This window comes from Oerskovia douganii, assembly GCF_015142735.1.
Classification (GTDB): Bacteria; Actinomycetota; Actinomycetes; order Actinomycetales; family Cellulomonadaceae; genus Oerskovia; species Oerskovia douganii.
Genome location: NZ_JACSPN010000006.1, coordinates 149,470 through 167,045 on the forward strand (window position 1 = coordinate 149,470; position 17,576 = coordinate 167,045).

A 17,576-nucleotide genomic window follows, 5' to 3' on the forward strand; every position below is an offset into this window, starting at 1 on the left:
GGCACGTGTGGGGCCCGAGCGTTGCGCGCCGATGTTCGTCAGCTACCGCATCTGGATACGACAAAGCCCGGCGCTGGAGGCCGGGCGTAAAGGATCTTCGATCGCGGGCGCTGGGTTGCTCAGCCGCCGCGTCGAGGGTGGCGGCGTGCGACGCGCAGGACTTGCATGGGGTCGAATCTGTGGGCGTGCCCTGGGGCTTCGAGCGGGCGAAGCAGGCCGCGGTGGACCCAGACTCGGATAGTCGACGGTAGGACCCCGGCGAGAGAGGCCGCCTCGGCGGTCGATACTGACCGTCGCGTCAGGGCAGGTCGGACCAGGAAAGGTGCTGGAGGCTGCCGGGTGTTCCGCTCCGCCTCGCGCCGTGCACTCTTGAGGTCTCCTCGTCGGTAGAGGTGCGCCCGGCCGCGAACTCCCACGGCCCTGAGATACCCGCGATGGACCCACTGGCGCACGGCTCCTGCGGAGACGCCTAGTTCATGCGATGCCTGCTTCGCGGTCAGCTCGTCATCCTGTGAGGGCACTTCGTGCCACGGGTCATCGTCGTACGGTCTCCCAGGTCTGAGGGGCGGTCGGACGCCCGAAGGAGGCTCGAACGGATTGGGGCCACGGTTGCGCAGTGAAGGGCGTGGGTCCGTGCCTCTCATCCCGAAGGTCTCGCGCAGTCGGCGAACCTCGTCTGGCTCGAGGGGAGATGACGCCGAGCGCGGAGAAGCTCCGAGTTGCTTCGCCGAGGCGAGAACCTGGCTGGCGCTGACGCCAAGCTCTCGCGCGAGTTCATACACGCGCACACGTGCCATGGTCCAAGTGTGACACTGTCGCGATAGGGGTGGCGGTCAACTACGCGTGAACGCGTTCTTAGCCTTGTGATGGCAACAAAAAAGCTCCGAGGCAATCTCGGAGCTTTCTGGTCTAGGGCGTGTTAGTACCCACAGGGCGTGACGTTACACGAAAAATCTGGCTCACCGCAAGTGACTGCGGGCTCGCGCTCTGATTCGCAGCGCGGGGAACTTGCAGGCAGCGACCGCGAAGGGGAGGTCGTCGGTGTTCGTGGACTTGGGCATGAAGATGACCCGTAACCGTTGCACAGCACGGTAGCGCGTTCTCATCACCCGAGTCAGTGTTGGAAGCCGCAGTCGGGTACGTTCGAGGCCAAACCGTCACTGCCCGGCACGGCCTGGCCGGAGTGTTGTTGCGACCTGTGATGATGGCGTGATGAGCGCGAACGAGGTCGAGCCGGACGGGTATGGCGAGCTGCTGTCGCGGCTCAAGGAACACGGGTGAGCCGGGTGCGGGCGGCCCGGGCGGCGAACATCGAGCTGATGCGGCTGTACTGGTCGATCGACCGCGACATCCTCGATCGCCAGGAGGCCGCGGGCTGGGGCACGAAGGTCGTCGGCCGGCTCGCGGCGGACCTGCGGGCGGAGTTCCCCGACCAGCGGGGCTGGTCGCGTACGAACTTGATGTACATGCGCCGGGTCGCGGAGGTCTGGCCGAGCAAGCAGTCGTTTGTCCAACAGGCTGTTGGACAATTGCCGTGGGGTCACGTGACGGTGCTTCTCGACCGGCTTAGCGAGACAGAGCTGCGGGAGTGGTACGCAGCCCAGGCGGCCGAGCACGGCTGGTCCCGGGCCGTCCTGGAGAACCAGATCGCCTCGCACGTCCACCGGCGCATCGGCGCGGCGCCGTCGAACTTCGTCGAGCACCTGGTGCCCGCCGACTCCGAGGTCGCGCAACAGCTCGTCCGTGACCCTACGTCTTCGACCACCTGGGACTTAGCGACCGCGTCCACGAACGCGACGTCGAGCAGGGCCTCATGGACAAGCTCCAGGAGATCGCCTCGCCCTCTAGGCGGTGCGCCCCGCCTCCTCGGCGCCGTCGCGCAGCGGGACTGACTCGATTCCGGCTGGCCATCCGCCGGCCGACGGCCGTCGACGGGAACCCATCACACCATCCTGGTCGAGCACTTGTTCGACGATCCCAGGCCGATCTTGGACCGGAGATCGTGTTGGGCGGCGGTGCGATTCGCCAGCGAGGGATCTCGCAACTGGTTTGGTCGTAGGCGTCCAGGGCCTCGCGCACGATCGCGCTGGTCTTGACGCCTCGGGTGGGGGCCAAGGGCTTGATGCGGGCTTACAAGAACTCGTGAACCGCGACGTTCACCCGTGGCGACCGCGTTCCGTTGGGTGCAGTGAGGTCCAGGCGCGGTCGGCCTCGTCGTTCATGCTCCTACCGCCCGCTGACGGTCCTCACGACGACGCAGGACCGAGGCCACGCCCAGGAGCACGAACGAGGTCAGCAGCAGGGCGAGCGTGACGACGGTGACTGGCATCCACCACGCGGACTCCATGCCCAGCAGGTGCGCCGCGAGGGCCCCGAGCGAGGTGAGGAAGGTGGCGCCGATCCCGTAGAACGACACCCAGGTGCTACGCAGCATCGCGCGTCTCCTTCACGAGGAAGTACTGCGTCAGGGTGTCGCCGTGCTCGTCCACGGACACCCGGGGCGCCGGCGCGGCCGCGACCTGCCAGCCCTGCTCGCCGAACCGGCTCAGGATCTCGACCAGCGGCGCCGACTCGCGCACCGAGCGCGGGATGCGATTGCGCGCGTCCTCCACCCGCCAATCGTCCTCCAAGGTGGCCTGCCCAAGACGCTCCCGTAGGAGGATGTACCCGTACTGATAAGTGGTCATGGCCGGAAGCATCCCACGTAGCACGACGACAAGGGGGTGAGTGACACCGTGCTCACGATCGGGCACGATGCAGGCTCATCAACCACAGGAGGACTGCCCCATGCCCTACACCCTGACCCTGACCGACGGCTCGACGTCTCAGATCGATGCGAGCATCTGCCTGATCGACGGGCAGAACAATCTGCACTTCGAAAAGGGCGGCACGATCGTGACCATCGTCGCCAGCGATTCATGGCAGCGCGTCGACCAGGCGCCGGCGTCGACCACTCCCGGGACGCCGGGCGAGACCGTCGCCGTGCCGGACTGGATCGGCAAGTTCCACGAGGTCGACGAGAGCGTTGACGGCGCTCCGTACCGCGGCAAGCTGTTCTTCGTGAACGCCACACGCGCACCGAAGCCTGGCGAGACCTTGTGGGACATCGTCGAGCTCGACCCCGCACCGGGCACCGTCGTCCCTGTAGGAACCCACGTCACGAAGTGGATCGCCGACCCGAACCTGGTCCCCGCGACTGCCTGAAGGTTGTCGACGTCGAAGCCCCGTCCACGGCGGTGGGCGGGGCTTCGGCGCGCCCGCTCCCCTGACGTACCTTCGCCTGGCGCCCTGACCTGCGTCCCAGGCATCTATGATCGAGATTGGGCGAGTATCCGTTCAATATTGGTAGCAGAAAGTTGAAATTCTCTGCCCCAGGTCACATAGTGGAGGCATGTCCTCCCGCACAGTCACCACGCACGCCGAAGCGATCCGTCTGGACCTGCCCGACCTCGTGCAGGTGCTCATCGACAACCTCGGCCCCTCGACCGTCGCCGCCCTGTCCGGCGCGGGCTCGCGCTCGCTCCCGAAGAAGTGGGTCGAGGGCACGAAGCCCAGCCAGGACAAGGTCGACCGCCTGCGCCTCGGCTACCGCGTCTGGAAGACGCTCGACGACGCCGAGGGCAAGAACATCGCCAGCGCGTGGATGCTCGGGGCGAACCCTCGCCTGGGAGAGGTCACCCCGGTCACCTGCATCCGCGAGCTGCGTGCCGTCGAGGTGCTCGGCGCCGCCGAGGCGTTCGTGAACGACGTCGCCGCGTGATCGAAGTGCCCGGGGCGCGCACCTGCGCCAAGACGGGTGTGCGCCTCGTGCCTGCCGACGGTGCGCTCGTGTACCGCGTGGCCCAGGACAAGTACACGTTCCGCTCGGGGCCGCTCTCCTCCCCCGTCAACAAGGTCGTCGGCTCGCTGCCCGACGGCGAGATCGAGAGCCGCGGCCGGTTCGACACGGTCGGGCGCACGGTCTACTTCGGCGACACCCCGGAGGTCTGCTTCGCGGAGACGCTGCAAGGCTTTCGCCTGAACCGTCAGGCGCTCGTCGCTGATGCCCAGGCCGCCGGGCAGGACGTCGACGAGTTCATCCGCGACGTCACGAGCGACGCCGTCGCGGGCGACAGGGACACGCCGTGGGCCGTCGGCGGTGACTGGCAGCGCGGCCGGTCCCTGCTGTACATCCGTCTCCCCCTCGAAGGGTGGTGGGTGCAGATCGACCACCCCGCGACGCTCAACGCCCTCCATGACGCCCTCGCGGCCGAGCTCGCGGCCGCCGGGGTGCCCCTGCTCACCTTGAGCGCTGCGACCGGCGAGAACCGGGCCGCGACGACCCTCCTCGCCCAGTGCGTGCGCGACCTCGTCCTCGACGACGGCTCCCTGCCGCTCGGGATCTCCTTCCCGTCCAAGACGGCGTACGGCCGCTGCCTCGCCTGGTGGAACCGCCGCGAGGACGACGACCTGATGCCGAGCGACACCGGCCCCCGCATGGCCGGCGAGAGCGACAACGTCGACACCCCCGCATTCCGGAAGGTCTGTGAGGAGTGGGGCCTGCCGATCCTCGACGGCCGCCTGGCCTACTGAGTACCCGAACCTATGAATCTCCCGCGGAGATTCATAGGTTCAGGCACCCGTGCGGCGTCACACCGCTGGGGGGTTCGCTACCGTCAGCGCATGGCTCACACCTAGGGCTAAGCCCGCATCTCGACGACCGCGCGGTCTGCACCACACTCATCGCCATCACCGCAATCCTCGCCTGGCTCACCGCCACTGGCCACGACATCCAAGGAATAGTGGCCCTTGTCGCCAGTTCAGCCGTCCCGGCGATTACCTTGTCTGCTGTCGACCAAGCATTACGAGCGCACGCCGAACTCGAATTCCTCGCTCACGGCGGACCGTGAAGGTTCCACAGATCACCAGTGGCCCCCTAGCGAGAAGAGGGAAGTCGGGCGGACCATACGGTGCGCCCCACTCCCCTCTTCGCCTCTAGCGCTCGTGGCCCACTTGGACTGTTGGAAGCTACTTCGCGACGGGTGAGAGCGGGTTCACCGAGACCGGATTTGGACCATTGGGCGCCCAGATCGAGACTTGCGAGTAAGTCTTAGTGGCGATCGAAAAATTGAAGCAGGTCGAGAGGTTGTCCGGGTATCCGCCGCGCCACGTGGACCATGCCTTATTGCCATTAGCGTAGTGCGCGTAGATCCGCCCCGTCTGAGGGCCAGGACACACTCCGAGGACATCGGTGTGCATGGGGACGACGCTGATCGTGCCGGCTCCGGAGTAGCAGAAGCCGCGCCACGCGGGACCCTCAGCAGGGTACCGCGCGACGACCTTGTAGCGCGTACTGTTGCAAGAGACGGACGCCGTAAACGGCGAGATCGTGCTTATATCTGGCAACGCAGCAGATCCTGCCTCGATCAGCCCTGCCTGCTCACTCTGGAAGGCGTCGTTCACCGCTGCGCGCTCTGAATCGTCGTACATGCGGATACTGCCGTCAGGCTCGATCGAACCGACCCAGGTCAGCTCCTCAGGCTCAACAACCTCGGCCCCCGTGGCACGGATCTCCTGCCCGATCAACGCCTCCTGCTCCACCCGAAACGCGTCGTTTACCGATCGACGCTCCGCGTCGTCATACACGCGAGTCGTACCATCAGCATTCTCAGTCCCGACCCAGGTCAACTCGTCCGGGTCGACAACCTCGATACCCGCCAGCTCATCGGCGCCGGCACTCGCGCTTGCAGTCGAAATACCCGCCATCGCAAGCCCTGCGATCACCGCAGGCACCGTGATCCGGCGTACATAGACAGCCTTCAAGACTCCCCCTTTAAGAGTGCGACCAACGCCTCATTGCTTGGCCCGAAGGCGGAACGATCGGTCTTGTCCTAGGCCCGCCCATCCTCGGTGGCTGGACGATACACCACACTCAACGGCACGTCAAGCCAAAGCGGGTCGTCGGCAGAATCTGGACCGATTCACCTTGTCTCGTGCCGAGGATATTGACGGGGATCGGCGATTGCACTGGGATCGAATGTTGCCTTGGTTGGCGAGGGCGGTGATCTGACCGGGCCGGATACCGCTTCACGACTCGTCACCCGTGACAACGACCCGGGCCTGGCGGTAGCCAAGGGCGCTACCTGCTCTAGCGCGGCGACGTCGATTCTGATGCCTCGGCGCACGCAATCCCCCACTTGTCGAGCACCCGGTAGCTAGCGTCACAGGCCACACAAATCGGCTTGCCTACACGGTGATCGTGATTTGCTGGCTGGTCATGATGCCCCCACGTCGTCATTCGGTCCGTCCCTCCAAGCACGGCGAGTGGGTTGAGGTGCCCGGGTGGCCTCGCTAGGCTCTCGGCCGACCTCAGCGACGAAGTAGCACAACCGCGCATTTCGCGGGCGGGCGGGTCGAAGCGCAGCGGCGCCGACTGGCGTCCTGGGGCGGCCGCGGTTCGAGTTCGGTGTGATTAGTTCGGCCGGTACTTGGGGACGTCTTCCTCACCTTGGTCTTAGCCGAGTGGCCGTCCCACGCGGAACTCGGCGCCGTTGGGCGGGAAGGGCTCGCCGTCGTTGAACTCCCCCGCGAGGCGTTCGAGCTCGCGTGCGAGGGCCCCGTTCACGAGTGCGGCCATGGACTTGTAGCCGCCGGGGAGCCCGCCGGTGCGCAGCACCGCGGTCTCTGCGGTCTTCACGAGCGTGCGCGGCATGAGGAAGGTGCGGGCGATCTTCGCGTCATCAACCGGCACCTCAGGTGTGACCGAACGGACCGGCTTGCTACGCGTCGCCGTGGCGCGCGGCTTCTTGACGGGCGCAGCCGGCTTGGCCACGGCAGCCGCGGGCGCCGCAGCTGGCTCGGGGGCCGGTTCCGGCGTCGGGGCCGGAGCGGGGGTGACCGGGGTGGCGGGCGTGCTGACCGCTTCGACTTTCGGTGTGAGCCGGATGGGGCTCTGGCTGCCGGGCGAACGGGCGGTCCGGAACGGGCGGATCGGGCGCAGGCTCGCGGGGCTCGCCGAGCGCAGCGGCCTCGCGGTCGATCGCGTCGTCCCGGTGACGGCGGTGTTCCGCGACGTGCGCGAGGCGGACCAGGTCCTCGGGCTCGCACGCGTCGCACGCCGGGCCGTCGAGGCCGGGTACCTACGCGAGCGGGCGGAGGGACGGTGGACCGAGCACCTGGCGACACAGCCGTTCTTCGCGTCGGTCACCTTGTTCGTCGTCGTGGTCGACCGGCCGCGGGGCTGACGACGACCGCCCCACGGCCGCAGGGTGTGGGCCTGGTCACGTGGGCACCGGTTCCGGCACCGCGACGGCAGGAGTACTGTTCTCGCGGAGGAAGGTAAGCCTCACCAAACTTGGACCTGTGTTCCATATTGGCCTCGGCTCCACCGCGACGACCACCGGCCGCCCCGGCCTCCGGCTCCCGGGCTCCTTGCCCCGCCACCCGTCGAAGGACTCCCGTGTTCGCCAACTTCCTCATCGGCCTGCGTGAAGGCCTCGAAGCAGCGCTCGTCGTCAGCATCCTCGTCGCCTACCTGGTCAAGACCGGGCGACGCGACCTGCTCCCCTTCCTCTGGCTCGGCGTCGCCGTCGCCGTGACCGTCTCGATCGGCTTCGGCGCGGCCCTCACCTACGGGCCGCAAGGACTGACCTTCGAGGCCCAGGAGGCCATCGGCGGCACGCTGTCGATCGTCGCGGTCGGCCTCATCACGTGGATGATCTTCTGGATGGGCAGGACCGCCCGTCACCTCAAGGCCGACCTGCAGCACAAGCTCGACGACGCCGTCGCCGCCGGGAGGTGGGCCGTGGTCGTCATGGCGCTGCTCGCCGTCGGGCGCGAGGGCCTCGAGACCGCCCTCTTCCTGTGGGCGGGAGCCCAGGCCACGGGCACCACGACCAAGCCCTTGCTCGGAGCCGTGCTCGGGCTGGCCGTGGCCGTCCTGCTCGGCTGGGCCGTCTACAAGGGCGCCGTCAGGCTCAACCTGCGCGTCTTCTTCGCCTGGACCGGCATGTTCCTGATCGTGGTCGCCGCAGGAGTCCTCTCCTACGGCGTGCACGACCTCCAGGAGGCCGGCATCCTGCCCGGGCTGCACGACCTGGCGTTCGACGTCAGCGCGCAGATCCCGCCGTCGAGCTGGTACGGCACGGTCCTCAAGGGCGTCTTCAACTTCTCCCCCGCGACCACCTGGCTCGAGCTCGCCGCCTGGTGGCTCTACCTCGTCCCCACGCTGTTCTTCTTCGTCCGGACCGTCTGGTTCAGCGCGCCTCGCAGCAGTGCCCCCGCGCAGGCCAGCACCCCGGCAACCACCGTCACGACTCCCGGAGGAAACCGATGACCCGCTCACGGGCCACCCACGCCGCAGCGCCGCTGCTCGCTGCCGCTCTTCTCGTCCCGCTCCTCGCTGCGTGCACGCCCAACGACCCGGCCGCCGCCGGCTCGGACGGCTCGGCCGCCGGCTCCGCGAAGCTCACGGTCGACTCGTCGGCCGACGCGTGCACGCTCTCGGCCGCCGAGGCGCCGTCGGGCAACATCGTCTTCACCGTGACCAACACGGGCGACGACGTGACCGAGTTCTACCTGCTCGCCGAGGACGGCCTGCGGATCGTGTCCGAGGTCGAGAACATCGGTCCGGGCATCAGCCGCGACCTGGTGCTCACGGCCAAGCCCGGCGAGTACGTGACCGCGTGCAAGCCCGGCATGATCGGCGACGGCATCCGCTCCGACTTCACCGTGACCGACTCGGGCAAGGACATCGAGCCCACGGGGGCGGTCGCCGACCAGATCGCCCTGGCCTCGACCAACTACGTCGCGTACGTCAAGGACCAGACCGAGCAGCTCCTCGAGGGCACCCAGGAGTTCGTGGCCGCCTACGAGGCGGGCGACGACGAGGCCGCCAAGGCCCTCTACGCCCCCGTGCGCGTGCACTGGGAGCGCATCGAGCCCGTGGCCGAGTCGTTCGGCGACCTCGACCCCAAGATGGACCTGCGCGAGGCCGACCTCGAGGAGGGCCAGGAGTGGACCGGCTGGCACCTGCTCGAGAAGGACCTGTGGCAGCCCGCACCCGAGGCCAACGGGGGCGAGACCTACGTGGCCCTGACCCCCGAGCAGCGCACGCAGTACGCCGACCAGCTCCTCGCCGACACCCAGGAGCTCTTCGACCGCACGCACGAGGCGTCGTTCGCGGACGGCATCGACGCGCCCGCGATCGGCAACGGCGCCAAGGGCCTGCTCGACGAGGTCGCGACGGGCAAGGTCACGGGCGAGGAGGAGATCTGGTCGCACACCGACCTGTGGGACTTCCAGGCCAACGTCGACGGCGCCAAGGTCGCCTACGACGGTCTGCGCGACGTGGTCTCGGCCAAGGACGAGGAGCTCGCCACGACGCTCGACGAGCGCTTCGCGACCCTCCAGGGCCTGCTCGACGAGCAGAGGCAGGGCGACGGGTTCGTGCTCTACACCGACCTCACGCCCGAGCAGGTCAAGGCGCTGTCGCAGGCCGTCGACTCGCTGAGCGAGCCGCTCTCGCAGCTCACCGCCGCCGTGGTGCTCTGAGGACCGACGCACCATGACGACCGCTCCAGACCAGCCCGACGCCGACGCCCCCAAGTGGCCCGACGCACCCCGTGGGACCACCGGACCCGGTGACCCCACGCGACCGACCGAGCCGCCCCGGGAGGCGCGCCGCATCTCGCGGCGAGCCGTCCTGGGGATGGCCGGCGTCGGGCTGGCCGGGGCGGGGCTCGCGGGAGGCTTCCTCGCCGGGAGCGCCGCGGCCCGCACCGCGGCGCCGAGCGCGGGTCCCGCGGAGGGCGACGGCGCGTTCGCCTTCACGGGCGAGCACCAGGCCGGGATCACGACCCCGGTCCAGGACAGCCTGCACTTCGCGACCTGGGACGTCACGACCCAGGACCGCGACGAGGTGGTCGCGCTCCTGCGCGCCTGGACGCTCGCGGCCGCGCGCATGACGCAGGGCCTGCCCGCCGGGGAGTTCGGGCCCGTGTCCGGACCGTACGACGCGCCGCCGGACGACACGGGCGAGGCCGAGGGCCTACCGGCCTCCGGGCTGACGATCACGTTCGGGTTCGGCCCCTCGTTCTTCACGGCTGCCGACGGGTCGGCCCGGTTCGGCCTCGACGGGCGCAAGCCAGACCTCCTCGCCGACCTGCCGCACTTCCCCGGCGACATGCTCGAGGACGCGCGCTGCGGCGGCGACCTCGCCGTCCAGGCGTGCGCGAACGACCCGCAGGTCGCGGTCCACGCGATCCGCAACCTCGCGCGCATCGCGTTCGGCACCGCGTCGGTGCGCTGGAGCCAGCTCGGCTACGGGCGCACGTCCTCGACCACGACCGCTCAGCCCACGCCCCGGAACCTGTTCGGCTTCAAGGACGGCACGGCCAACATCACGTCGGAGGAGTCCGCAGCGACCGACGAGCACGTGTGGGTCGCGCCGGGCGACGGGGCCGACTGGCTCGCGGGCGGCTCGTACCTGGTCGCGCGCCGCATCCGCATGACGATCGAGACGTGGGACCGCGCGCCGCTGCGCGAGCAGGAGACCATCGTGGGGCGCACCAAGGGGTCGGGGGCGCCGCTGTCCGGCGGCGACGAGCGCACCGAGCCCGACTTCGAGGCCGCGGGCCGCGGCGGCGTGCCGCTCATCGACGCCGCCTCGCACGTGCGGCTCGCGCACCCCACGAGCAACGGCGGCGCGCGCATGCTGCGGCGCGGCTACAACTACACCGACGGCTCGGACGGGCTGGGCAGGCTCGACGCGGGGCTTTTCTTCCTCGCGTACGTGCGCGACCCCGCGACCCAGTACGTGCCCATGCAGAACGCCCTCGCCAAGCACGACCTCATGAGCGAGTACCTGCGGCACACGGGCTCGGGGATCTGGGCCGTGCCGCGCGGGATCGCCGAGGGCGCCACGCTGGGCGGGGACGAGGGGGCGTTCGTGGGTCAGGAGCTGTTCGCCTGACCCACCGGCCGGGGGTCACTCCCGGACCCGGCCCGCCTCCTGGACCGCGGGACGGACCAGCTCGCCGTAGGCCTGGAGCGTCTCGTCGTTCGCGTCGTGCTGGAGGTAGAGCGCGAACTGGTCGACGCCGAGCGCCTTGAGCTCGAGCAGCCGCTCGACGTGCCGCGCGGGCGGCCCGACCAGGCAGAACCGGTCCAGGATCTCGTCGCTCACGAACGCGGTGTGCGTGTTCCCTGCGCGCCCGTGCTCGTTGTAGTCGTAGTCGACCCGCCCGGCCACGAAGTCGGTCAGGGCCGCCGGGATTCCCGCACCGGCGGTCTCCCCCGCCCCGTAGCGCGCGACGATCTCCGCGACGTGGTTGCCGACCATGCCCCCGAACCAGCGGCACTGGTCGTAGGCGTGCGCGAGCGAGCGCCCTGCCCCGTCCGCGGGCCCGTCCCCACCCGTGCCCGACGGCGTCTCGTCCGTCACGTACGCGGGTGCGGCCACGCAGATGGTCACCTCGGCCGGGTCGCGGCCGGCCCGCTCGGCGGCCTGGCGCACCGCGTCGATCGACCAGGCCACGATGTCCGGGTCGGCGAGCTGGAGGATGAAGCCGTCCCCGACCTCGCCCGCGAGCGCCAGCGCGCGCGGGCCGTAGGCAGCGACCCAGACGGGGGTGCGGCTGTCGGGGGCCCAGGGCAGGTGCAGGGTCGTGCCGTGGTACTCGACGGACTGCCCTCCGGCGAGCCCTCGGACGGTCGTGACGGCTGCCCGCAGCTCGGCGAGGGTCACGGGCTTGCCGTTGGTCACCCGGACCGCGGAGTCGCCGCGACCGATCCCGCAGACCGTGCGGTTGCCGAACATGTCGTTGAGGGTCGCGAAGAGCGAGGCGGTCACGGTCACGTCGCGCGTCGCGGGGTTGGTGACCATGGGGCCGACGGTCACGCGGTGGGTCGCGGACAGGATCTGGGAGTAGATGACGAACGGTTCCTGCCAGAGCAGGTGGGAGTCGAACGTCCACACGTGGCTGAACCCGTGGAGCTCGGCGCGTCGTGCGAGGTCGACGACGCGCCACGCGGGCGGGTTGGTCTGCAGGACGACGCCCAGGTCGAGGCGGTCGGCCGTGCCGGCGGCGGTCATGGCTGCTCCCGGCCCGTCATCGCAGGTACGCCGAGGTGCTGCGGCGCAGGTACCGCCCGTGCCCGGGGTGCCCGTGGTACTCGCCGTCGGAGACCAGGACCGTGCCGCGTGAGATCACGACGTCGACGTGCCCGTCGATCTCGAACCCCTCCCAGGCGGAGTGGTCCATGTTCATGTGGTGGGTCTTGCGGTTCCCGTGCGCGGTGTCCGTGTCCGAGGTGTACCCGATCGACGTGTGCCCGGCGGGGTCGTAGACCACGACGTCGGCGTCGGCCCCCGGGGCGAGCACTCCCTTGCGGCCACCCAGCCCGAACATGCGCGCCGGCGTCGCGCAGCACAGCTCGACCCAGCGTTCGAGCGAGATCTTCCCGTCGACGACGCCCTGGTAGACGAGGTCGAGGCGGTGCTCGACGCCGCCGATCCCGTTGGGGATCTTGGAGAAGTCGCCGAGCCCGAGCTCCTTCTGCTCCTTCATGCAGAACGGGCAGTGGTCGGTGCTCACCACGGACAGGTCGCCCGTGCGCAGGTAGCGCCACAGCTCGTCCTGGTGGCCCTCGGCCCGCGAGCGCAGCGGGGTCGAGCAGACCCACTTGGCACCCTCGAAGTCGCCCCACTCCTCGCTCCTGGCTCCGAGCTGTTCCTCGAGCGACAGGTACAGGTACTGCGGGCACGTCTCGCCGAACACGTTCCAGCCGTCGTCGCGGGCGCGGGCGAGCGTGGCGACGGCCTGCTTGGCCGACATGTGCACCACGTAGAGCGGGGCGCCCGCGAGCCGCGCGAGCATGATCGCGCGGTGCGTGGCCTCCTCCTCGGTCTCCCACGGGCGCGTGGTGCCGTGGAAGGCCGGGGCCGTGTCGCCGCGGTCGATCGCCTGGCGCACCAGGACGTCGATCGCGATGCCGTTCTCGGCGTGCATCATGACCAGAGACCCGTTGGTCGCGGCCTTCTGCATGGCTCGCAGGATCTGGCCGTCGTCGCTGTAGAAGACCCCGGGGTAGGCCATGAAGAGCTTGAAGCTCGTGATGCCCTCGGTCACGAGCTCGTCCATGGCCTTGAGCGAGTCGTCGTCGACGCCGCCGAGGATCTGGTGGAAGCCGTAGTCGATCGCGCAGTTCCCCTCGGCCTTGGCGAACCAGGCGGCGAGCGAGTCCTGGACCCGCTCCCCGGTGCGCTGGACCGCGAAGTCGACGATCGTCGTCGTGCCTCCCCAGGCCGCGGCGCGCGTCCCGGTCTCGAAGGTGTCCGAGGCGGCCGTGCCGCCGAACGGCAGCTCCATGTGGGTGTGCGGGTCCACGCCGCCCGGGATCACGTACTTGCCGGTCGCGTCGACCACGGTCTCCGCGACCGAGGCGAGGTCCACGCCGAGCGACGTGTCGCCCGGGCGCAGCAGCGCGGCGACCTGCTCGCCGTCGAGCAGGACGTCGGCGCGCGAGCGCCCCGTGGGCCCGACGACGGTGCCTCCCGTGATGAGGGTCAGTGCCATGACGTGCGTCCTCTCGTTCGTCGGTCGGTCCGGCCGGAGCCGGCTCCGGGCGGTCGGAGCGCCTGCTGGGCGCCGCCGTCAGGGCGCCGTCAGCGGTCCGTACGCGTCGGGCCGGCGGTCGCGGTAGAACTGCCAGCGGTTGCGAACCTCGGTCAGCAGGTCGAGGTCGAGGTCACGGACCACGAGCTCCTCCTCGTGGTCGTCGGCCGTCCCGCCCACGAACGCGCCCTCGGGGTCCACGAAGTAGCTCGTCCCGTAGAAGTCGTTCGACCCGAGCTCCTCGAACCCGACCCGGTTGATGGCTCCGACGAAGTACTCGTTGGCCACGGCCGCCGCGGGCTGCTCGAGCCGCCACAGGTAGTTCGACAGCCCCCGGCTCGTGGCGCTGGGGTTGAAGACGACGGTCGCTCCCGCGAGGCCCAGCGCCCGCCAGCCCTCGGGGAAGTGCCGGTCGTAGCAGATGTAGACCCCGATCCGCCCGACCGCGGTGTCGAAGACCGGGTACCCCAGGTTGCCGGGGCGGAAGTAGAACTTCTCCCAGAACCCGGGCAGGTGCGGGATGTGGGTCTTGCGGTACTTGCCCAGGTAGCTGCCGTCGGCGTCGATCACGGCCGCGGTGTTGTAGAGGATCCCGGGCTGCTCGAGCTCGTACACGGGCAGCACGACCACGATCCCGAGCTCCTTGGCGAGCGCCGCGAAGCGCTCGGTCGTCGGGCCGGGGACGGACTCGGCGTAGGAGTAGAACGCGGCGTCCTCGACCTGCGGGAAGTAGGGCGCGTTGAACACCTCCTGGAAGCAGATGACCTGCGCCCCCTGGTCGGCGGCCTGGCGGGTGAACCGCTCGTGGGCCGCGACCATGGACTCCTGGTCGCCGGTCCAGCGGACCTGGGTGAGGGCGGCTCGCACGATCATGGGTTCTCCTCGGGTGTGCGGGGCGGGGCGCGGCGGGGGCGGTGACCGTTGTGCTCGGCCGGTGACCCGGGCCGTCCGTGGGCGGAGGGTTCGACGACGTACCGGTCGGCGACGTCGAGCGCCGCGTCAACGACGTCGAGGCCGTGCTCGAGGTCCTCGACGGACGTGATGAGCGGCGGGGCGAGGTGCAGGCGGTTGACCTGCGGGAAGGGCCAGACGCCGCCCGCCGTCACGGCCCGGGTGACCTCGACCATGGGGGCGTTCTGCTCCGCGGTCCCCTGGAACGGCACGAGGCGCTCGCGCGTGGCGGGGTCCCGGACGAGCTCGATCGCCCAGAGGAAGCCGAGCCCGCGCACCTCGCCCACGCTGGGGTGCCGCGACGCCATGTCACGCAGCCGCGCTCCCAGGACCCGCTCGCCGAGCGAGCGCACCCGGTCGAGGATGCCCTGCTCCTCGAACACGTGGATGCTCGCAACACCGGGCGCGCACGCGAGGGGGTGCCCCGAGTAGGTGAGCCCGCCGGGGAACGCCGCGTGGTCGAAGCTCGCGGCGACGCGTTCCGCGATGAGCACGCCGCCGAGCGGCACGTACCCCGAGTTGACGCCCTTGGCGAAGACGACGAGGTCCGGCACCACGCCCCAGTGGTCGACGGCGAACCACTCCCCCACGCGCCCGAACCCGACCATGACCTCGTCGGCGACGAACAGGATCCCGTGCTCGTCGCACAGCTCGCGGACCCCGGCGAGGTAGCCGTCGGGCGGGACGAGCACCCCGTTGGTGCCCACGACGGTCTCGAGCAGGATCGCGGCGATCGTCGCGGGCCCCTCGAGCTCGACGACCTCGCGCAGGTGCCGCAGCGCCGCGGCGCACTCCTGGGCGTCGGTCGTGGCCCCGAACGACGAGCGGTAGGTGAACGGCCCGAAGAAGTGCCGCACACCGGGGTCGACCTCGTTGGGCCAGCGGCGGGGGTCGCCCGTGGCGCTCACGGCCGTGCCGGTGTTGCCGTGGTAGGAGCGGTAGGCGGCCAGGACCTTCTGCCGGCCCGTGTGGCGCCGGGCGAGCCGCACCGCGTTCTCGACCGCGTCGGCCCCGCCGTTGGTGAAGAACACGCGGTTCAGCCCGCCGTCGGCCCCGCCCGGGGCGCGCTCGACGATCAGCCGCGCGAGCTCGCTGCGCACCGGGTTCGCGAACGACGGCGCGATCGTCGCCAGCCGTCCGGCCTGGGCCTGGACGGCACCCACGAGCGCGGGGTGCTGGTGCCCCAGGTTGAGGTTGATGAGCTGCGACGCGAAGTCCAGGTAGCGGCGCCCGTCGGTGTCCCAGAACCAGGCTCCCTCGCCGCCCGCGACCGTCACGGGCCGGACGAGCTCCTGCGCCGACCACGAGTAGAAGACGTGGGCGTCGTCGCGCTCGCTGCGCGCCGTCCCGCCCGCGGTGTCCGCCATCAGGTCCTCACCACCCTTCGTCCGGGCCCGTCGCTCACCGCGTCCGCGGGAAGCCGAGGTCGATGCTGCTGGTCGCGGGGTCCGGCCACCGCGAGGTGACGACCTTGGTGCGGGTCGCGAAGTGGATGCCCTCGGGCCCGTACATGTGGGAGTCCCCGAACAGCGAGCCCTTCCACCCGCCGAACGAGTAGTAGCCGACGGGCACCGGGATGGGGACGTTGACGCCGATCATCCCGGCCTGCGCCTCGACCTCGAACCGGCGGGCCGCGCCCCCGTCGCGGGTGAAGATCGCGGCCCCGTTGCCGTAGGGGTTCTCGTTGACGAGCCGCAGGGCGTCGTCGAACGCCTCGACGCGCACGACCGAGAGGACGGGCCCGAAGACCTCCTCGCGGTACACGGTGTGCTCGGGCCGCACGTGGTCCACGAGGCTCGGACGCAGGAAGAACCCGCCGCTGGTGTCCTCGCCGCCCGGCCCCGGCCCGACGGGCGGGCCGTCGCGTCCGTCCACGACGAGGCGCGCGCCCTCCTCGAGAGCGCTGCCCACGCGCGCCGCGACACGGTCCCGGTGCTCGGCCGTGATGAGCGGCCCCATCTGGGAGGCGGGGTCGTTCCCCGGCCCGACGACGAGCCCCAGCACGCGCACGCGGATCGCCTCGACCAGGGCGTCGGCCACGTCGCCGACCGCGACCACGACCGAGATCGCCATGCACCGCTCCCCCGCCGACCCGTACCCCGCCGATACCGCAGCGTCCGCCGCGGCGTCGAGCTCGGCGTCGGGCAGGACGACGAGGTGGTTCTTCGCCCCACCCAGGGCCTGGACACGCTTGCCGTGGCGCGTGCCCGTCTCGTACACGTGACGTGCGACGGGGGTCGAGCCGACGAAGCTGACCGCGGCGACGTCGGGGTGCTCGAGGAGCCGGTCGACCGCGACCCGGTCGCCCTGGACCACGTTGACGACCCCGTCGGGCAGCCCGGCCTCGGACAGGAGGCGCGCGACGAGCAACGAGGCCGACGGGTCGCGCTCGCTCGGCTTGAGCACGAACGTGTTGCCGCACGCGATCGCCGTCGGGATCATCCACAACGGCACCATGAACGGGAAGTTGAACGGGGTGATGCCTGCCATGACCCCCAGCGGCTGCCTCACTTCGTGCACGTCGACCCCCGTCGAGACCTGCTGGCTGAAGCCGCCCTTGAGCAGGTGCGGGATCCCGGCCGCGAACTCGACGTTCTCCAGGGCGCGCGCCACCTCGCCCTGGGCGTCGCTCACGACCTTGCCGTGCTCGGCCGAGACCAGGTGCGCGATCTCGTCGCGGTGCGAGCGCAGGAGCTCGTGGAACGCGAAGAGGATCTCGACGCGACGCGACAGCCCCGTCCGGGACCAGCCGGGGAAGGCCGCGAGCGCCGCGGCGACGGCGGCGTCCACGTCCGCTGCCGAGGCGAGCGCCACGCGCCCCGTGACGCGGCCGGTCGACGGGTCGTGGACGGGACCGTGCCGGTCGGCGTCGTCCACCCGTCGGCCCCCGACGACGTGGCCGACCACCCCGGGGTCCTGCACGGGGGTGCTGCTCGTCATGCTGGCCTCCCTCCCGGGCACGGCACGGTGAGCGGCGGCCCGGGTCGTCGACGACTGAGTCTCAGTGTGGCACGAGCGACCCGTTCGTGT

The 17,576-nt window shown here is 70.4% G+C and carries 18 protein-coding genes; 8 read left to right on the plus strand and 10 right to left on the minus strand.

Features of this window, described 5'->3' with window-relative positions; all coding sequences use genetic code 11:
- Positions 1-119: 119 nt before the first annotated feature.
- Positions 120-797 (minus strand): translation initiation factor IF-2 N-terminal domain-containing protein, encoded by a 678-nt coding sequence (locus tag H9623_RS06985; RefSeq protein WP_193719330.1) that lies wholly within the window; start codon positions 795-797, stop codon positions 120-122.
- Between the two features lie 480 nt (positions 798-1,277).
- Between H9623_RS06985 and H9623_RS06990 the strand changes: the two genes are divergently transcribed.
- Complete coding sequence (locus H9623_RS06990; protein WP_321575329.1) at positions 1,278-1,892, plus strand: DUF1016 N-terminal domain-containing protein; 615 nt, start codon at positions 1,278-1,280, stop codon at positions 1,890-1,892.
- Between the two features lie 326 nt (positions 1,893-2,218).
- Here the strand turns inward: H9623_RS06990 and H9623_RS06995 are convergent, their stop codons facing one another.
- Entirely contained in the window at positions 2,219-2,434 is a 216-nt protein-coding gene (locus tag H9623_RS06995) for a hypothetical protein (RefSeq protein WP_193719331.1), read from the minus strand.
- The gene (locus H9623_RS07000) at positions 2,424-2,687 is read right to left on the minus strand and encodes a hypothetical protein (protein ID WP_193719332.1); all 264 of its coding nucleotides are present in this window, start codon (positions 2,685-2,687) and stop codon (positions 2,424-2,426) included. Before H9623_RS07000 ends, H9623_RS06995 begins: the two co-directional genes overlap by 11 nt.
- Positions 2,688-2,787: 100 nt before the next feature.
- Between H9623_RS07000 and H9623_RS07005 the strand changes: the two genes are divergently transcribed.
- The 3 genes from H9623_RS07005 (at position 2,788) to H9623_RS07015 (ending at position 4,572) form a co-directional block, all read left to right on the plus strand.
- The gene (locus tag H9623_RS07005) at positions 2,788-3,204 is read left to right on the plus strand and encodes a hypothetical protein (protein ID WP_193719333.1); all 417 of its coding nucleotides are present in this window, start codon (positions 2,788-2,790) and stop codon (positions 3,202-3,204) included.
- Positions 3,205-3,391: 187 nt separating this feature from the next.
- Positions 3,392-3,760 carry a hypothetical protein gene (locus H9623_RS07010; protein ID WP_193719334.1) on the plus strand — a complete coding sequence of 123 codons (369 nt, stop codon included), beginning with the start codon at positions 3,392-3,394 and terminating at the stop codon, positions 3,758-3,760.
- Positions 3,757-4,572: an RES domain-containing protein gene (locus H9623_RS07015; RefSeq protein WP_193719335.1), complete on the plus strand. Its 816-nt coding sequence runs from the start codon at positions 3,757-3,759 to the stop codon at positions 4,570-4,572. The genes H9623_RS07010 and H9623_RS07015 overlap by 4 nt, the downstream gene beginning before the upstream one ends.
- 435 nt (positions 4,573-5,007) lie before the next feature.
- Here the strand turns inward: H9623_RS07015 and H9623_RS07020 are convergent, their stop codons facing one another.
- Together H9623_RS07020 and H9623_RS07025 are read right to left on the minus strand one after the other, a co-directional pair.
- The gene (locus H9623_RS07020; protein WP_193719336.1) at positions 5,008-5,802 is read right to left on the minus strand and encodes a hypothetical protein; all 795 of its coding nucleotides are present in this window, start codon (positions 5,800-5,802) and stop codon (positions 5,008-5,010) included.
- A gap of 691 nt (positions 5,803-6,493) precedes the next feature.
- Positions 6,494-6,730, minus strand: a complete 237-nt coding sequence (locus tag H9623_RS07025) for a hypothetical protein (protein ID WP_043651912.1) — start codon at positions 6,728-6,730, stop codon at positions 6,494-6,496.
- A 184-nt stretch (positions 6,731-6,914) separates the two neighbouring features.
- Here H9623_RS07025 and H9623_RS07030 point away from each other — a divergent pair, with 184 nt between their 5' ends.
- From H9623_RS07030 to efeB, 4 genes are all read left to right on the plus strand, one after another.
- Positions 6,915-7,223: a methyltransferase domain-containing protein gene (locus tag H9623_RS07030; RefSeq protein WP_193719337.1), complete on the plus strand. Its 309-nt coding sequence runs from the start codon at positions 6,915-6,917 to the stop codon at positions 7,221-7,223.
- Positions 7,224-7,438: 215 nt separating this feature from the next.
- The gene (gene efeU / locus H9623_RS07035) at positions 7,439-8,314 is read left to right on the plus strand and encodes an iron uptake transporter permease EfeU (RefSeq protein WP_193719338.1); all 876 of its coding nucleotides are present in this window, start codon (positions 7,439-7,441) and stop codon (positions 8,312-8,314) included.
- Entirely contained in the window at positions 8,311-9,531 is a 1,221-nt protein-coding gene (gene efeO / locus H9623_RS07040; protein ID WP_193719339.1) for an iron uptake system protein EfeO, read from the plus strand. The genes efeU and efeO overlap by 4 nt, the downstream gene beginning before the upstream one ends.
- A 13-nt stretch (positions 9,532-9,544) precedes the next feature.
- The gene (gene efeB / locus H9623_RS07045; RefSeq protein ID WP_193719340.1) at positions 9,545-10,951 is read left to right on the plus strand and encodes an iron uptake transporter deferrochelatase/peroxidase subunit; all 1,407 of its coding nucleotides are present in this window, start codon (positions 9,545-9,547) and stop codon (positions 10,949-10,951) included.
- Positions 10,952-10,966: 15 nt separating this feature from the next.
- Here efeB and H9623_RS07050 read toward each other — a convergent pair whose 3' ends face one another.
- The 5 genes from H9623_RS07050 to H9623_RS07070 form a co-directional block, all read right to left on the minus strand.
- Entirely contained in the window at positions 10,967-12,073 is a 1,107-nt protein-coding gene (locus H9623_RS07050; RefSeq protein ID WP_193719341.1) for a TIGR03842 family LLM class F420-dependent oxidoreductase, read from the minus strand.
- A 16-nt stretch (positions 12,074-12,089) separates the two neighbouring features.
- Positions 12,090-13,556 (minus strand): dihydropyrimidinase, encoded by a 1,467-nt coding sequence (hydA, locus tag H9623_RS07055; RefSeq protein ID WP_193719342.1) that lies wholly within the window; start codon positions 13,554-13,556, stop codon positions 12,090-12,092.
- 78 nt (positions 13,557-13,634) lie between these two features.
- Positions 13,635-14,468, minus strand: a complete 834-nt coding sequence (locus tag H9623_RS07060; RefSeq protein WP_193719343.1) for a nitrilase-related carbon-nitrogen hydrolase — start codon at positions 14,466-14,468, stop codon at positions 13,635-13,637.
- Positions 14,465-15,913 carry an aspartate aminotransferase family protein gene (locus H9623_RS07065; RefSeq protein WP_193719344.1) on the minus strand — a complete coding sequence of 483 codons (1,449 nt, stop codon included), beginning with the start codon at positions 15,911-15,913 and terminating at the stop codon, positions 14,465-14,467. Before H9623_RS07065 ends, H9623_RS07060 begins: the two co-directional genes overlap by 4 nt.
- Positions 15,914-15,947: 34 nt before the next feature.
- Positions 15,948-17,486, minus strand: a complete 1,539-nt coding sequence (locus H9623_RS07070; protein WP_193719345.1) for a CoA-acylating methylmalonate-semialdehyde dehydrogenase — start codon at positions 17,484-17,486, stop codon at positions 15,948-15,950.
- Positions 17,487-17,576 lie beyond the last annotated feature (90 nt).

What these genes read in the sequence shown, in the direction of transcription:
- H9623_RS07065 (WP_193719344.1), bottom strand. Translation starts at nt 15,913, where the DNA reads ATGGCGGACACCGCGGGCGGGACGGCGCGCAGCGAGCGCGACGACGCC.
- H9623_RS07010 (WP_193719334.1), top strand. Translation starts at nt 3,392, where the DNA reads ATGTCCTCCCGCACAGTCACCACGCACGCCGAAGCGATCCGTCTGGAC.
- H9623_RS07070 (WP_193719345.1), bottom strand. Translation starts at nt 17,486, where the DNA reads ATGACGAGCAGCACCCCCGTGCAGGACCCCGGGGTGGTCGGCCACGTC.
- H9623_RS07005 (WP_193719333.1), top strand. Translation starts at nt 2,788, where the DNA reads ATGCCCTACACCCTGACCCTGACCGACGGCTCGACGTCTCAGATCGAT.
- H9623_RS07000 (WP_193719332.1), bottom strand. Translation starts at nt 2,687, where the DNA reads ATGACCACTTATCAGTACGGGTACATCCTCCTACGGGAGCGTCTTGGG.
- efeB (WP_193719340.1), top strand. Translation starts at nt 9,545, where the DNA reads ATGACGACCGCTCCAGACCAGCCCGACGCCGACGCCCCCAAGTGGCCC.
- H9623_RS07050 (WP_193719341.1), bottom strand. Translation starts at nt 12,073, where the DNA reads ATGACCGCCGCCGGCACGGCCGACCGCCTCGACCTGGGCGTCGTCCTG.
- H9623_RS06985 (WP_193719330.1), bottom strand. Translation starts at nt 797, where the DNA reads ATGGCACGTGTGCGCGTGTATGAACTCGCGCGAGAGCTTGGCGTCAGC.
- H9623_RS07060 (WP_193719343.1), bottom strand. Translation starts at nt 14,468, where the DNA reads ATGATCGTGCGAGCCGCCCTCACCCAGGTCCGCTGGACCGGCGACCAG.
- hydA (WP_193719342.1), bottom strand. Translation starts at nt 13,556, where the DNA reads ATGGCACTGACCCTCATCACGGGAGGCACCGTCGTCGGGCCCACGGGG.
- H9623_RS06995 (WP_193719331.1), bottom strand. Translation starts at nt 2,434, where the DNA reads ATGCTGCGTAGCACCTGGGTGTCGTTCTACGGGATCGGCGCCACCTTC.
- efeO (WP_193719339.1), top strand. Translation starts at nt 8,311, where the DNA reads ATGACCCGCTCACGGGCCACCCACGCCGCAGCGCCGCTGCTCGCTGCC.